Here is a 15,641-nt window from a genome sequence, read left to right on the forward strand (position 1 = left end):
CGCCCTGGCGGAGCACCGCCAGGGAGAACGGGCATGGATGCACGCGGCGGTGGCGAGGTTGCAAGGAGCTGGGCCTTCGTGATGGCCGGCGGTGCCGGCTCGCGGCTGGCGCCGCTGACGGCGGAGCGCTGCAAGCCGGCGCTGCCCTTCGGCGGGCGCCACCGGGTCGTCGACTTCGCGATCTCCAACCTGTTGAACGCCGGCCTGCCGTCGCTCGACCTGCTGGTGCAGCACCGGCCGGAGGCGCTGCTGCGCCACGTCGAGCGCGCCTGGCCGGCGCGGCCGGCGCTCGGCGCGCCGGTGCAGGTGCTGGCCGCGACGCTCGACCGGCCCTACCGCGGCACCGCCGACGCGGTGCGCCAGCACCTGGCGCGCGTGCGCGCCTCGGGCGCCCGGCAGGTGGCGATCTTCGGCGCCGACCACATCTACCGGATGGACGTGGCGGCGATGCTCGAGGCGCATGCGGCGAGCGGCGCCGACGTGACCATCGCGGTGCTGCCGGTGCCGCTGCGCGAGGCGAGCGGCTTCGGCGTCGTCGAGGTCGACGCCGCGCGGCGCATCCTCGCCTTCCACGAGAAGCCGGCGCGCCCCGAGCCGGCCGCCGATCACCCCGGCCACGCGCTCGCCTCGATGGGCAACTACGTCTTCTCGACCGAGGTGCTGTGCGATGCGCTGGCGCGCGCGCAGGCCGAAGGCGGCACCGACTTCGGCCACGACGTGCTGCCGGCGCTGCTCGCAGGCGGCCACCGTTTGATGGCCTACGACTTCCAGCACAGCCCGGCGCCCGGGGCCTGCGCCGAGCCGCGGCGCTACTGGCGCGACATCGGCACGCTCGACGCCTACTTCGCCGCCCACATGGACACGCTCGGCGCCGAAGCGCCGTTCGCGCTGGACGACGCGCTCTGGCCGATCGGCGCGCTGCAGCCGCCGGCGCGAGCGCGCATCGACGCGCATGCCGAGGTGACCGACTGCCGGCTCGGCGACGGCGCGATCGTCGAATGCGCCCTGCTCGACCGCACGGTCGCCGGCGACTCGGTGCGCATCGGCCGGCATGCGCAGCTCGACCATGCGGTGCTGATGGACGGCGTGCGCGTCGGCGCGGGAGCGCGGCTGCAACGGGTGATCGTCGACGAAGGCAACGCGATCCCGGGCGGCGAGGTGATCGGCTTCGACGCGCGGCGCGACCGCGCGCGCTTCCCGGTCAGCGCCGGCGGCATCGTGGTCGTGCCGCGCGGGCATTTCGCCGGCGAGTCCCAGCCCGCCGCACAGGCCTTCGGCCCCGGGCGCCATGCCTGGGCCTGAGGCACGGCGCGAGGCGCGCTGAACGATGCCCAAGCTGCGCGTTCGCAGCGGCCGCCCCTACCCGCTCGGCGCCACCTGGGACGGTCGCGGCGTGAACTTCGCGTTGCACAGCGGCGCCGCCCGCGCGGTGCAGCTGTGCGTGTTCGACGACACGGGCACGCACGAGATCCAGCGCCTGGAGATGACGCGCCACGGCCGCGGCGCCGTCTGGTACGGCTACGTGCCCGATCTGCAGCCCGGCGCGCGCTACGCCTGGCGCGTCGAAGGCCCGACCGAGCCCGCCGCCGGCCAGCGGTGCAACAAGCACAAGCTGCTGCTCGACCCCTACGCCCGCTCGATCGTCGGCGAGCCGCAGTGGAGCAGCGCGCACTACGGCTACCTGCCGGGCGAAGAGGCCGAGGAAGGCTACGAGGGCCTGAACTGCAGCATCGAGGACAGCGCCGCGGTGATGCCCAAGTGCGAGGTGGTCAACGACGCGTTCGACTGGGGCGACAGCACGCCGCCGAACACGCCCTGGGACCGCACGGTGTTCTACGAGGTGCACGTCAAGGGCTTCACCAAGCAGCACCCGGGCGTGCCCGAGGCGCTGCGCGGCACCTACGCCGGGCTCGCGTCGCCCGCGGCGATCGACCACTTGAAGCAGCTCGGCGTCACCGCGGTCGAGCTGCTGCCGGTGCAGGCCTTCTTCGACGATCACCGGCTCGTCGACCTGGGACTGCGCAACTACTGGGGCTACAACTCGATCGGCTTCTTCGCGCCGGCCGCGCGCTACGCGGCCGACCAGAGCACCGGCGGGCCGGTGCGCGAGTTCAAGCAGATGGTGCGCGCGCTGCACGAGGCCGGCCTCGAGGTGATCCTCGACGTGGTCTACAACCACACCGCCGAAGGCAACCACCTCGGGCCGACCCTGTCGTTCAAGGGCATCGACCACTACACCTACTACCGGCTGAGCCCGCCCGACCGCCGCTACAACTTCGATTTCACCGGCACCGGCAACACGCTCGACACCACGGTGCCGGTGGTCAACCGGCTGATCGTCGACAGCCTGCGCTATTGGGTCACGGAGATGGGCGTCGACGGCTTCCGCTTCGACCTCGCGGTGACGCTGGGCCGCGGCAAGGTGGACTTCAGCCACGACAGCGCCTTCTTCCATGCGATCGCGCTGGACCCGGTGGTCTCGCAGGTCAAGCTGATCGCCGAGCCCTGGGACCTGGGCCCCGACGGCTACCGCGTCGGCGGCTTCCCGAAGCCCTGGGCCGAATGGAACGGCACCTACCGCGACACGGTGCGCAGCTTCTGGTGCCAGAAGGAAGGCGCGCTCAACACGCTGGCGCAGCGGATGTGGGGCTCGTCCGATCTGTACGAGCACGCCGGCCGCACGCCGAACGCGAGCGTCAACCTCGTCACGGTGCACGACGGCTTCACGCTGCACGACCTCGTCTCCTACAACGGCAAGCACAACGAGGCCAACGGCGAAGACAACCGCGACGGCGAGAGCCACAACCGCAGCTGGAACTGCGGTGCCGAGGGCGACACCTGCGACGAAGTCGTGCTGGTGCAGCGCGAACGGCTCAAGCGCAACCTGCTCGCGACGCTGCTGCTGTCGCAGGGCACGCCGCTGCTGCTGGGCGGCGACGAGATGGGCCGCACCCAGCGCGGCAACAACAACGGCTACTGCCAGGACAACGAGATCAGCTGGTTCGACTGGCGGATGACGCCCGAGCGCAGCCGGCTGCTCGACTTCACCCGCCGCCTCGTCTGGCTGCGCCGCGAACTGCCGCTGCTGCGCCTGCCACGCTGGTTCAGGGCCGATGAAGGCGACGGCGTGAACGAGGTGCGCTGGCGCCTGCCCGACGGCAGCGAAGCGACCGCGGCGCACTGGACCGACGCGGGCTTCCGCGCGGTCGCGGCGCTCATGTGCAGCGCCGACGACGACGCGCTCGGCGCGGCGGTGCTGTTGATCCTCAACGGCGGCGACGACCCGGCCGATTTCGTGCTGCCGGAGGTGAACGGCCGCGCCTGGTTCCCGCGCATCGACACCAGCACGCGCACCGGATTCCCGGTGGCCGACGGCCAGCCGCTCGAAGGCAGCGCGCGCTGCGCCGGGCGCGCGCTGTTCCTGCTGACCCAGCCGCGGGTGTGAAGCGATGCGGCATGCCCACGCGATGCGCTTCGGCGCGACTCTCGACGCCAGCGGTCGCGGTGCGCGGTTTCGCCTGTGGGCGCCCGGCGCCCGGCACGCCGAGCTGCTGCTGCACGGCGATGGCCTGCGCAGCGCGGCGGCCACACGGGATGCCGGCGGCTGGTGCGAGGCCGTCGTGGCCGATGCCGCCGCGGGCCAGCGCTACCAATGGCGCATCGACGGCGAACTGGCCGTGCCCGATCCCGCCTCGCGCTTCAACCCCGACGGCCCGCACGGCCCGAGCGAACTGCTCGATCCGCATGCCTTCACCTGGGATGACGCCGGCTGGCGCGGCCGGCCCTGGCACGAGGCGGTGATCTACGAGCTGCACGTCGGCACGTTCACCGACGAGGGCCGCTACGCGAGCGCCGCGGCGCGCCTGAGCGAGCTGGCGAGCCTGGGCATCACCGCGATCCAGCTGATGCCGCTGGCCGACTTCCCCGGCCGCTTCGGCTGGGGCTACGACGGCGTGCTGCCCTTCGCGCCCTTCCACGGCTACGGCCGGCCCGACGAGCTGAAGGCTTTCGTGCAGGCCGCGCACCGGCTCGGGCTGATGGTGTTCGCCGACGTCGTCTACAACCACTTCGGGCCGGACGGCAACTACCTGCACGCCTACGCGCCGGGCTTCTTCTCCGAGCGCCACGTCACCGGCTGGGGCGCGGCGATCAACGTCGACGACGACGCGCGCGGTGCGGCGACGGTGCGCGAGTTCTTCATCGACAACGCGCTCTACTGGCTCGACGAGTTCCGCTTCGACGGGCTGCGCTTCGACGCGGTGCATGCGATCCCCGACGAGCGCCGGCCGGGCTTCCTGCACGAGCTGTCCGAGCGCGTGCGCGCGGCCACCGCCGGCCGGCACGTGCACTTGGTGCTGGAGAACGATCACAACGATCCGGCGCGGCTCGGGCCGCCGGGCACGCCGGGCCGCTACGACGGGCAGTGGAGCGGCGACGTGCACCACGGCCTGCACGTGCTGCTCACCGGCGAGCGCGACGGCTACTACGCGGAGTACGACGCGCCGCTCGAGCAGCTCGGCCGCGCGCTCGCGCACGGCTTCTCGCGCCAGGGCGCGCCGCATGTCGCCGGCTCGCGCCGGGCCGCCGAGGGCCAGGCGCCGCTCGGCGCGGTCGTCAACATGCTGCAGACGCACGACCAGATCGGCAACCGCGCCTTCGGCGAGCGGCTGCTGGCGCTCGCCGGGGCCGACGCGGTGAAGCTCGCCGCGGCGATCGTGCTGCTCGCGCCGACGACGCCGATGCTGTTCATGGGCGAGGAGCTCGGCGCGACCACGCCCTTCCTCTACTTCTGCGACTGGCAGGGTGCGCTGCGCGACGCGGTGCGCGAAGGCCGGCGCAAGGAGTTCGAGCATTTCCCGCGCTTCGCCGAAGCGGCACGCGAAGGGCGGCTGCCCGACCCGTGCAGCGAAGCGACCTTCGAAGCCTGCAAGCGCTGGCGCGAGGCCGCCGCAAGCGATGCGGCGCGCGCCTGGCGGGACTTCCACGCAGCGCTGCTCGCGCTGCGCGCGCGGCTGCTGACGCCGTCGCTTGAAAGCCTGCCGTTCGACGGCCACGAGGCCCGCTGCCACGGCACGCTGCTTCAGCTGCACTGGCGGCTCGGCGGCGGCAGGCGCTGGCTGATGCAGGTGAACCTGTCGGCCGAGACGGTGGCGCACGATGCGGCGGCCGGCTTCGAGCCGATCGACGCCGATCCGGCCTGCGCGCTCGGGCGCATCGATGCCGACGGCTTCGGCCCCTGGTCCGGTCGCTGGCTCGCATGAGCACGCACGCCCCGCGCATCCCGCGCGCCACCTACCGCCTGCAGTTCCACGCCGGCTTCCGCCTCGCCGACGCGACCGCGCGGCTGCCGCACCTGGCGGCGCTCGGCGTCAGCGATCTCTACGCCTCGCCGCTGCTGCGCGCCCGCCCGGGCAGCACGCACGGCTACGACGTGATCGACCCCGAGCGCCTCAACCCCGAGCTCGGCAGCGACGCCGACCTCGACGCGCTGGTCGCCGCGCTCCATGCGCGCGGCATGCGCCTGCTGCTCGACATCGTGCCCAACCACATGGGCGTGCTCGAAGCCGACAACCCCTGGTGGCTGGAGGTGCTGGAGCACGGTCCCGCCGCGCTGCACGCGCGCGCCTTCGACATCGACTGGCAGCCGCCGCAGCGGGAGCTGCACGGCAAGCTGCTGCTGGCCGTGCTGGGCGGCGCCTATGGCGACATCCTCGAAGCCGGCGAGCTGCGGCCCGTGTTCGACGCGCAGCGCGGGCAGTTCGTGATCCGCTACTTCGACCACCGCTTCCCGATCGATCCGGCCGACTACGCCGCGCTGCTGCGCGCGGTGCCCCTGCCGGCCGGGCTGCAGGCGGTGAAGGCGAAGCGCGTGCTGCCGCTGATCGAAGGCTTCGCGGCGCTCGCGGCGCGCGACATCGAAGGCGAGTTCGGCCGCGCGCGCCGCCGCCGCGAAGCGGCCGCGCTGAAGGCCTCGCTCGCGCAGGCGCACCGCGAGGTGCCGGGCTTCGCGGCCTGGCTGGAGGCCTGCGCGCAGGCGCTCGCCGGCCGCGTGGGCGAGCCGGCGAGCTTCGACGCGCTCGACCGCCTGCTCGAACGCCAGGCCTGGCGCCTCGCGCACTGGCGCAGCGCCGGCGCGCAGATCAACTACCGGCGCTTCTTCGACATCAACGGGCTCGCCGGCCTGCGCGTCGAGCACGACGAGGTGTTCGAGGCCGCGCACCGGCGCGTGCTCGACTGGGTCGGCCGCGGCCTGGTGAGCGGCCTGCGCATCGACCACCCCGACGGCATGGCCGACCCCGCGGCCTACTTCGAGCGGCTGCAGCGCCGCTGCGCCGAAGCCCAGGGATTGCCGGCCGATGCCAGCCCGTCGATCTACCTCGTCGCCGAAAAGATCCTGGCCGACGACGAACCCTGGCGGCGCAGCTGGCCGGTGCACGGCGACACCGGCTACCGCTTCGCGAACCAGGCGCTGGGGCTGTTCGTGGATGCGTCCGGGGCCGAGGCCTTCGACGCGCTGACCGACGCCTTCGTCGGCAGCAGCGTCGGCTTCGACGCCGAACTCGACGCGGCCAAGCGCGCGACGATGAACGTCTCGCTCGGCGCCGACCTGAAGCTCTTGACCGAGCTGGCGCGCAGCCTCGCGCTGCTCGACCGCCACACCCGCGACCTCACGCGCGACGACCTGCGCGACGCGATCGTCGAGCTGGCCGCGGCCTTCGACGTCTACCGCAGCTACGTCAGCGAGCGCGGCGCGGCGCCGCTCGACGTGGCCTGCATCGAGAAGTGCGCGGCGCGAGCGCGGGCGCGCGTGCGGCCGTCGCAGGCGGTGCACGTCGATTTCCTGCGCACGGCCTTGCTGCACGATGGGGACGAGCCCGACGAGCGCCGCGCGCTGCGGCTGCGCTTCGTGCTGCGCTTCCAGCAGTTCACCGCGCCGGTGATGGCCAAGTCGATGGAGGACACCGCGTTCTACCGGCATCACCGGCTGGTGTCGCTCAACGATGTCGGCGGGGATCCGCGCCGCTTCGGGTTCACGCCGGCCGCACTCCACGCGGCCAACCTCGATCGGCTGCGCGACATGCCGCACACGCTGCTCGGCACCTCGACGCACGACAGCAAGCGTTCGGAGGACGTGCGCGCCCGGCTGAACGTGCTGTCCGAGATGCCGGCGCTCTGGGCCGCCGCGCTCGACCGCTGGCACGGCCTCGCCCAGACGCAGTGGCGCATCGGCGAGGTGCCGGAGCCGCTGACCGCGAGCGACGAGCTGCTGCTCTACCAGACGCTGGTCGGCGTGCTGCCGGCCGACTTCGCCGACGACGCCGCGCTGCCGCCGCTGCGCGCGCGGGTGTGCGCCTACATGCTCAAGGCCGTGCGCGAAGCCAAGCAGCGCAGCAGCTGGCTCGAAGGCGACGACGCCTACGAGGCGGCGCTGCAGCGCTCGATCGAGGTGCTGCTCGCGCGCATCGAGCCCAACCCCTTCCTCACCGACCTGCGCCGCTTCGTCGCGCAGATCGCGCCCTTCGGCGCGGCGAACAGCCTGAACCTCGTCGCGCTCAAGCTCACCGCGCCGGGCGTGCCCGACGTCTACCAGGGCTGCGAGGACTGGGCCTTCGCGCTGGTCGATCCGGACAACCGGCGGCCGGTCGACTTCGACGCGATCGGGCGGCGGCTCGCGGCGATCGATGCGCGGCTCGCCGAAGGGGCGGCGCTGCCGGCCGACCTGCACAAGCTGTTCGTCACCCGCGCGCTGCTGCGCTGGCGCGCGGAGGCGGCCGGGCTGTTCGAGCACGGCGACTACCGGCCGATCGAGGCGCAGGGCGCGCTCGCCGAGCACGTGTTCGCGTTCGCGCGCCGCGCGGGCGATGCGTGCAGCCTGAGCGTCGTCACGCGCTTGCCGTGGCGGCGTTGCGAGGGCGATGCCGAGCGGCTCGCCTCGGCCGCGTCCTGGCGCGACACCGCGATTGCGCTGCCCGATGGGCCGGCCACGGGCGCCGCGCCGCACGCCTGGATCGACGTGCTCAGCGGTCGGCGCGTCGACGCCGATGGCGCTAGGCTTTCGCTCGCCTCACTGCTCGCCGGTGGCCTGCCGCTTGCAGTGCTGAGGCCCGCGACCTGAACCCACGCCCTCGTCCTGACCATGCGATTCCCGCGCAGCGCCGGCCTCCTCCTGCATCCGACCTCGCTGCCCGGCCCGCACGGCAGCGGCGATCTCGGGCCCGACGCCTATCGCTTCGTCGACTGGCTCGCGAGCGCCGGCCAGACGCTGTGGCAGCTGCTGCCGCTCGGCAACGCGGGCGCCGGGCATTCGCCGTATTCCAGCCCCTCGGCCTTCGCGGGCAACGTCGCGCTGATCGACCTGGCCGAGCTGCAGCGCCACGGCTGGCTCGACGCCGACGACCTGCGCCCCGAGCCCGGCTTCGACGCGCGCCGCGTCGCCTTCGCGCAGGTGCTGCCGTTCCGCATGCAGCGGCTCGCACGCGCGGCGCTGCGCTTCGCCGCCGTGGCCACGCCGGCGGCGCGCGACGACTTCGAAGCCTTCTGCGCCGCGCATGCGAGCTGGCTGGGCGACTACGCGCTGTTCGCCGCGATCGGCGAGGCGCATCCGGAGCGCGACTGGTGCGACTGGCCGCGCCCGCTTGCGCGCCGCGAACCGGCCGCGCTGGCCGAGGCGGCCGAGGCGCTCGCCGGGCGCGTGTTCTTCTGGCAGTTCACGCAGTGGTGCTTCTTCCGGCAGTGGCGCGCGCTCAAGGCGCACGCGATGCAGCGCGGCGTGCGCATCGTCGGCGACGCGCCGATCTTCGTCGCGCACCACAGCGCCGACGTGTGGGCGCGCCCGCAGCTGTTCGAGCTGGACGCCGAAGGCCGCCCGACGCTGGTCGCCGGCGTGCCGCCCGACTACTTCAGCCCCACCGGCCAGCGCTGGGGCAACCCGCTGTACCGCTGGCCCGCGCATGCGGCCGAGGGCTTCGCGTGGTGGACCGAGCGCATCGGCCGCACGGTCGAGCTGGTGGACGTCCTGCGCATCGACCACTTCCGCGGCTTCGCGGCCTGCTGGGAAATCGACGCGCGCGAGCCGACCGCGATCCACGGCCGCTGGGCGCCGGCGCCCGGCGAGGCGCTGTTCGACGCGGTCGCGCGCGCGCTCGGGCCACTGCCGATCATCGCGGAGGACCTGGGGATCATCACGCCCGACGTGACCGCGCTGCGCAAGCGCTTCGACTTCCCCGGCATGGCGGTGCTGCAGTTCGCCTTCGGCCGTGCGAACCCCGGCGACGTGCGCTACCTGCCGCACAGCCACGAGCCCGACAGCGTCGTCTACACCGGCACCCACGACAACGACACGACGCCGGGCTGGTGGCGCGCGGTCGACGAGGACGTGCGCCACCACGTGCGCGAGTACTTCGCCTGCGACGGCTCGCAAGTGCACTGGGACTTCATCCGCGCGGCCAACGCGAGCGTCGCCGACCTCGCGATCGTGCCGATGCAGGACGTGCTGGGCCTCGGCAGCGAGCACCGGATGAACCTGCCGGGCACCGCCGAAGGCAACTGGTCGTGGCGCTTCGGCTGGGACGACGTGCCGCAGGATGCGGCCTGGCGGCTCGCGCACCTCGCCTCGCTGTACCAGCGCAGGCCGGGTTGAGCGCAGGCCGCCTCGTGGCGGCCTGCGCTCAGTCCTGCGGCGGCTCGATCGGCGGCCGGGACTGCCGGTCCAGGCTGCGCGCCTCGTGCAGCACCGCATCGACGGTGCGCGGGCTCGATGCCTGGCTCTCGCTCAGGCCGTAGGTGCGGGCCGCCATCGATGCCGCCAGGCTGCGCTGGTCCGACGCGGACATGTCGGCCAGTGCGTCGCGCGCGCGCTGCGCGAAGGCCTGCGAGACGACCTGCGCCTCGAGGTGACGCGGCCAGACCGTGGGTTCGCGGCGCTTGCGAAGCAGCCGACCGGCCACGTAGTCGTCTTCGTCCGGATGGACCAGCGGCACCAAGGTTTCATAGCGGGTCGCTTGCTGCACGGCCTGCGACTTGTCGAGCGGCAGGTCGGCGTTCGGCACGACGCCGGCCCAGGCGCTGTCCTTCAAGCGCACCACCGGTCCGTTCGACCATCCGTCCAGGACGGCCGTCGATTCGGGATCCCGGCGGCCTTCGACGCGCAGCTCGCCCCAGCTGTGCCCGCTCTGGACGTCGACCACGTCACCGCCGTCCGCGTACGTCGCGAGCGTGACGCGCCCTCCGGTGCGCGACACCACGTCGCCATCGCGCATCCGGTGCGCGTGATGCACCAGGGTCAGCCCCGCATGCTGGTCGCAGACGCCGGCGCCCATCTGCGTGGCCATGGCCAGCTGGCTCCATGTGTCGTGCCCCGATTCGGCGACCGACGAGCCGATCCCGTTGTGGCCCCGCGACGGCTCGCTGTCGGCCGCCACGTTGCCCCGGCCGTACTTGAGCAGCATGCGCACGTCGTGGACCGTCGCCGCAGCGTCGGCGAAGCGCCGCGGCGAGGCGACGGGATCGCCCACCGCATGCGCGGCGACGTGATAAGCCACCTGCTGTACTTCTTGCATCGCGAGCCGGCCCTGCAGCCGTCGCCCCGGCTCCCGGGCGACGATCGGCGCAGGCCGCGGAGCGAGCGGCGACTCACCTCCCGATGAAGACCTCGGGCTCGAACTGACCGACGAAGATCCGGCGGCATCGCCGCCGCGAGAACCCGGCACCGGCGCATGACGGCCGGCGCCCACCGAGCTCCTCGAAACGCATCCACCCATGCAACGCTCCTGAAGACGACCGCGCCGCAAGGTGGGCCGCAGGGTGCCGATTGAACGCGCCGCGGCCTGCGCGCCGCGCCTGCCAAGCGAAGCCTTGTGGCAAAAGCGGAAGCGACCACGCGGGCGCGGCGCCGTCGGCTTCGCTGCGTCGGCTCAAAGCCGCAGGTTCGCGCCCGCAGCGGCCAGCAGCAGCACGCTCGCCGCCGGCAGCACGAGGTCGCTCTCGCCCTGCCCGCTCCAGGCGCCGAGGCCGCGCGGATGGGTGCTGTCGAGCAGCACCTCCCAGACGCCGGCGGGCAGGCGGTGCGGCCGGGCCTCGGCTTCGGCGTTGAACAGCAGCAGCAAGGGCGCCTGCGCACGGCCCGGCTGGCCGATCAGGCAGCCGAAGGCACGACGATGGCCGTCCTGCCAGGCATGGCCGTGCAGGGGCTCGCCGTCGACGTCGAGCCAGGCGAGGTCGTGCAGGCCGCGCGCGTCGGCGACGCCGTGGTACCAGGCGTCGGCGAAAGGCCGCGCGAGGCGCCGCAGCGCGATCACGCGGCGGGTGTAGGCGATCAGGTCCTCGTCGGCCGCGGCCCAGTCGATCCAGGTGGTCGGGCCGTCCTGGCAGTACGGGTTGTTGTTGCCGTGCTGGGTGTGGCCGAGCTCGTCGCCGGCGCACAGCATCGGGGTGCCCTGCGCGAGCACGGTGGTCGCGATCAGTGCGCGGGCGAGCCGCGCGCGCAGCGCCAGCACCGCCGGGTCGGCGCTCGGGCCTTCGACGCCGGCGTTGAAGCCGAGGTTGTGCGCATGGCCGTCGCGGTTGTTCTCGCCGTTGGCGTGGTTGAGCTTGTGCTCGTAGCTCAGCAGGTCGGCCAGCGTGAAGCCGTCGTGCGAGACGACGTAGTGGATCGATTCGGCGGGAAGGCGCCCGCGCGGCTGGAACACGTCGGACGAGCCGCACAGGCGCTGCGCGAACGCGCCGCGGGTGGACTTGTGGCGCAGCCAGAAGCTGCGCGCCTCGTCGCGGAACCTGTCGTTCCATTCGGCCCAGCCGTTCGGGAACGCGCCGAGCTGGTAGCCGTGCGGCCCCAGGTCCCAGGGCTCGGCGATCAGCTTCGCGCCGGCGAGCACCGGGTCCTGCGCGAGCGCGGTGAAGAAGGCGGCGCGGCGGTCGAAGGCGCCCTGCTCGTTGCGGCCGAGCACCGGCGCGAGGTCGAAGCGGAAGCCGTCGACGCGCATCTCGGCGACCCAGTAGCGCAGCGAATCCATCACCAGCTGCAGCACGCGCGGCTGGGAGACGTCGAAGGTGTTGCCGCAGCCGCTCCAGTTCTCGTGGCCGTCGCGCCAGTGGTGGCGGCCGCGGTAGTAGGTCGCGTTGTCGAGGCCCTTGAAGCTCAGGCTCGGGCCGTCCATCCCGGCCTCGGCGCTGTGGTTGAAGACGACGTCGAGGATCACCTCGAGGCCCGCTTCGTGCAGCGCGTCGACCATCGCGCGGAATTCGTTCCTGACGGCCTGCCCATCGTGCGCGGCCGCCAGCCGCGGGTCGGGCGCGAAGAAGCCGATGGTGTTGTAGCCCCAGTAGTTGCTCAGCCCCTGCAGGTGCAGCCGCTCTTCGTCGAGCCGCTGGTGCACCGGCAGCAGGCTCACCGCGGTGATGCCGAGCGCGCGCAGGTGCTCGATCGACGCCGGATGGCCGAGGCCGGCGTAAGTGCCGCGCAGCGGCTCGGGAATCAGCCCGTTCAGCTTCGAGTAGCCCTTGACGTGCAGCTCGTAGATCACCGTCTCGGCCAGCGTCCGGGCCGGCCGGCGCGGCGGCGGCGCGGCCGGGAGCGGGTCGTCGATCACGCGGGCCTTCAGCGCGGTGGCGGCGTTGTCGCGCGCGTCGGGCTGGCGCGGATGCTGGCGGTCGTGCGCGAAGTGCTCGTCGTGCCATTCGAAGCGGCCGACGATCTCGCGCGCATACGGGTCGAGCAGCAGCTTGGCCGGGTTGAACAGGTGGCCCTTGTCGGGCCGCCAGGGGCCGTGCGCGCGCAGGCCGTAGACGAGCCCCGGCCGCGCGCCGTGCAGATGCCCGTGGAAGACGTCGCCGCTGCGCCCCGGCAGGGCCGCGCGGGCGAGTTCTTCGCGGCCCGCGTCGTCGAACACGCACAGCTCGATCGACTGCGCGTGCGACGACGCGACCGCGAAGTTGACGCCCTGCGCATCGACGCTGGCGCCCAGCGGCCACGGCCGGCCGGGCTGCAGGTCGAGCCCGGCCGGCTCCGGGCCCTCGGCCTCGGGCCGCGACCGCGTCGGCGCTTCGAGCAGCGGCGCACGCGAGGACGGGCTCCACCACAGCCCGCGCAGCGACCGCAGCAGTCGCGTCATCCGCCGGCCTGCTGCACCGGCACCCGCCAGATCTCGCGCGCGTACTCGCCGATCGTGCGGTCGGACGAGAACACGCCCATGCCGGCGACGTTGGTGATCGCGCACGCGGCCCAGCGGTCGGCGTCGCGGAACAGCGCGTCGACGCGCTTCTGCGTCGCGACGTAGTCCTCGTAGTCGGCCAGCAGCATGTAGGTGTCGCCGCCCCACAGCAGCGCATCGACGAGGCCGCGATAGCGAGCCGGATCGTCCGGCGAGAAGGCGCCGCCGGCGATCGCGTCGAGCACGCGCTTGAGCGCCGGGTTCGATTCGTAGTGGCGCATCGGCTGGTAGCCGTGCTGCTTGAACTGCTGCACCTGCGGCGTCTTCAGGCCGAAGATGAAGATGTTCGCGTCGCCGACGGCTTCGCGGATCTCGATGTTCGCGCCGTCGTCGGTGCCGATCGTCAGCGCGCCGTTCATCGCGAGCTTCATGTTGCCGGTGCCCGAAGCCTCGGTGCCGGCGGTGGAGATCTGCTCGGAGAGGTCGGCGCCCGGCATCACGGTCTCGGCCACCGAGACGCCGTAGTTGGGCACGAACACGATCTTCAGCAGCTTGCCGATGCGCGGATCGTTGTTAACGACCGCGCCCACGTCGTGGATCAGCCGGATGATGTTCTTCGCGGCCCAGTAGCTCGACGCGGCCTTGCCCGCGAAGATCAGCGTGCGCGGCACCCACGGCAGGCCGCCCTCGCCTTGCGGGTTCGCGAGGATCGCGTGGTAGCGCGTCACCGCATGCATCACGTTGAGCAGCTGGCGCTTGTACTCGTGGATGCGCTTGACCTGCACGTCGAACAGGCTGGCAGCGTCGACGACGGTGCCGGTCTTCTGCTCGATCAACCGCGCGAGCCGCTGCTTGTTGGCGCGCTTGACCGCGATGAATTCGGCGCGGAACGCCGCGTCGTCGCGGTGCGCGAGCAGGCCCTCCAGCGCGCCGAGGTCGCGGCGCCACGCGGGGCCGATGCGCCGGTCGAGCAGCGCCGCGAGCTGCGGGTTCGCCTGCGCGAGCCAGCGCCGCGGCGTCACGCCGTTGGTCATGTTGGTGAAGCGCTCGGGCCACAGGCTCGCGAAGTCGGCGAACACCGTCTTGACCAGCAGGTCCGAGTGCAGCGCCGAGACGCCGTTGACCTTGTGGCTGCCGACGATCGACAGGTTCGCCATCCGCACGCGCCGCTCGCCGCGCTCGTCGATCAGCGACAGCCGTGCGAGGAAGTCGTGGTCGTCGGGCCGCTGCTTCGCGGCGAAGTCGAGCAGCTCCTGGTTGATGCGGAAGATGATCTCCAGGTGCCGCGGCAGCACGTGGTGCATCAGTGCGACTGGCCAGGTCTCCAAAGCCTCGGGCATCAGCGTGTGGTTGGTGTACGAGAAGACGCGGCCGCAGATCGACCAGGCCTCGGCCCAGGGCATGCCGTGCACGTCGCACAGCAGGCGCATCAGCTCGGCGACGCCGATGGCCGGGTGGGTGTCGTTCAGGTGGATCGCGACCTTGTCGGCCAGGTTGGCGAACGTGCCGTGCTCTTCCAGGTGGCGGGCCATCAGGTCCTGCATCGACGCGGCGACGAAGAAGTACTCCTGGCGCAGCCGCAGCTCGCGGCCGGCCGGCGTGCTGTCGTTCGGATACAGCACCCAGGAGATGTTCTCGTACTCGTTCTTCGCGCTGGCCGCGCGCGCGTAGTCGCCGGTGTTGAAGGCGTTCAGGTCGATGTGCGCCGGCGCCGCCGCCTTCCACAGCCGCAGCGTGCTGACGTGCTCGCTCGCGTGGCCGGGGATCACCATGTCGTAGGCCTTGGCCTGCACCTCGCCGGCCGCCCGCCACACCGGCGCGCGGCCCTCGCCGCGGTGTTCGACCCAGCCGCCGAAGTGCACCGGGTGGCTGACGTTGCCGCGCGGAAATTCCCACGGGCTGCCGTTCTCGAGCCAAGGGTCGGGATGCTCGATCTGCGCGCCCTGCTTGATCTCCTGCGCGAACATGCCGTACTCGTAGCGGATGCCGTAGCCGAACGAGGGGATGCCCAGCGTCGCCATCGAGTCGAGGAAGCAGGCGGCCAGCCGGCCGAGGCCGCCGTTGCCCAGGGCGGCGTCGCACTCGTGGTCGGCGACGTCCTCGAGCCGCTGCGCGCGCGCGCGCATCGCGCCGGCGGCGTCGTCGTGCAGGTCGAGCGCCGCCAGCGCGTTGCCCAGGGTCCTGCCGATCAGGAACTCCATCGAGAGGTAATAGACGCGGCGCGCCTTGTCGGCGCTTTCGCGCGCCTGCCCGCGCACCCAGCGCTGCGACAGGCGCTTGCGCACCAGGTGCGCGGTGGCGTTCATCAGGTCGGCGGGCCGTGCGTCGGCGGGCGGCACGCCGATGTCGTCGATCAGCGCGCGGTCCAGGCCGGCGGCGACGCCGTCGGGTGGCGAGAGATCGTCGGGGGAGTTGGAAGCGTTCATGCGGTGCGGAGATGAAGCGCGAGGATGCGGGACGGGATCGCAATTTATGCGCCGGGCCGCGGATCTT

The 15,641-nt window shown here is 72.7% G+C and carries 8 protein-coding genes; 5 read left to right on the forward strand and 3 right to left on the reverse strand.

The window, feature by feature from the left end; translation table 11 throughout:
* Positions 1–33 precede the first annotated feature (33 nt).
* From VFR90_RS17060 to malQ, 5 genes are read left to right on the forward strand one after another with little or no spacing between them, the layout of a single operon-like run.
* Positions 34–1,302 carry a sugar phosphate nucleotidyltransferase gene (locus tag VFR90_RS17060; protein WP_326407364.1) on the forward strand — a complete coding sequence of 423 codons (1,269 nt, stop codon included), beginning with the start codon at positions 34–36 and terminating at the stop codon, positions 1,300–1,302.
* Positions 1,303–1,327: 25 nt separating this feature from the next.
* The gene (gene glgX / locus VFR90_RS17065) at positions 1,328–3,445 is read left to right on the forward strand and encodes a glycogen debranching protein GlgX (protein WP_326407365.1); all 2,118 of its coding nucleotides are present in this window, start codon (positions 1,328–1,330) and stop codon (positions 3,443–3,445) included.
* A gap of 4 nt (positions 3,446–3,449) precedes the next feature.
* Positions 3,450–5,261 carry a malto-oligosyltrehalose trehalohydrolase gene (gene treZ / locus VFR90_RS17070; RefSeq protein WP_326407366.1) on the forward strand — a complete coding sequence of 604 codons (1,812 nt, stop codon included), beginning with the start codon at positions 3,450–3,452 and terminating at the stop codon, positions 5,259–5,261.
* Positions 5,258–8,116, forward strand: coding sequence for a malto-oligosyltrehalose synthase (gene treY / locus VFR90_RS17075; RefSeq protein WP_326407367.1), 2,859 nt, complete (start codon positions 5,258–5,260; stop codon positions 8,114–8,116). Before treZ ends, treY begins: the two co-directional genes overlap by 4 nt.
* Positions 8,117–8,137: 21 nt before the next feature.
* The gene (gene malQ, locus VFR90_RS17080) at positions 8,138–9,640 is read left to right on the forward strand and encodes a 4-alpha-glucanotransferase (RefSeq protein WP_326407368.1); all 1,503 of its coding nucleotides are present in this window, start codon (positions 8,138–8,140) and stop codon (positions 9,638–9,640) included.
* A gap of 28 nt (positions 9,641–9,668) precedes the next feature.
* On the opposite strand, the gene VFR90_RS17085 is transcribed toward malQ, so the two are convergent.
* From VFR90_RS17085 to VFR90_RS17095, 3 genes are all read right to left on the reverse strand, one after another.
* On the reverse strand, positions 9,669–10,541 hold the full coding sequence (locus VFR90_RS17085) for a hypothetical protein (RefSeq protein WP_326407369.1): 873 nt from the start codon (positions 10,539–10,541) through the stop codon (positions 9,669–9,671).
* A 372-nt stretch (positions 10,542–10,913) separates the two neighbouring features.
* The gene (gene glgX / locus VFR90_RS17090; RefSeq protein WP_326407370.1) at positions 10,914–13,109 is read right to left on the reverse strand and encodes a glycogen debranching protein GlgX; all 2,196 of its coding nucleotides are present in this window, start codon (positions 13,107–13,109) and stop codon (positions 10,914–10,916) included.
* On the reverse strand, positions 13,106–15,574 hold the full coding sequence (locus tag VFR90_RS17095) for a glycogen/starch/alpha-glucan phosphorylase (RefSeq protein ID WP_326407371.1): 2,469 nt from the start codon (positions 15,572–15,574) through the stop codon (positions 13,106–13,108). Before VFR90_RS17095 ends, glgX (VFR90_RS17090) begins: the two co-directional genes overlap by 4 nt.
* Positions 15,575–15,641: the final 67 nt, after the last annotated feature.

Source organism: Methylibium sp. (genome assembly GCF_035762065.1).
Taxonomy (GTDB): Bacteria; Pseudomonadota; Gammaproteobacteria; order Burkholderiales; family Burkholderiaceae_C; genus Methylibium.

Coding starts and splice junctions, on each gene's coding strand:
- VFR90_RS17060 (WP_326407364.1), top strand. CDS start 34: ATGGATGCACGCGGCGGTGGCGAGGTTGCAAGGAGCTGGGCCTTCGTG.
- treZ (WP_326407366.1), top strand. CDS start 3,450: ATGCGGCATGCCCACGCGATGCGCTTCGGCGCGACTCTCGACGCCAGC.
- malQ (WP_326407368.1), top strand. CDS start 8,138: ATGCGATTCCCGCGCAGCGCCGGCCTCCTCCTGCATCCGACCTCGCTG.
- VFR90_RS17095 (WP_326407371.1), bottom strand. CDS start 15,574: ATGAACGCTTCCAACTCCCCCGACGATCTCTCGCCACCCGACGGCGTC.
- treY (WP_326407367.1), top strand. CDS start 5,258: ATGAGCACGCACGCCCCGCGCATCCCGCGCGCCACCTACCGCCTGCAG.
- glgX (WP_326407370.1), bottom strand. CDS start 13,109: ATGACGCGACTGCTGCGGTCGCTGCGCGGGCTGTGGTGGAGCCCGTCC.
- glgX (WP_326407365.1), top strand. CDS start 1,328: ATGCCCAAGCTGCGCGTTCGCAGCGGCCGCCCCTACCCGCTCGGCGCC.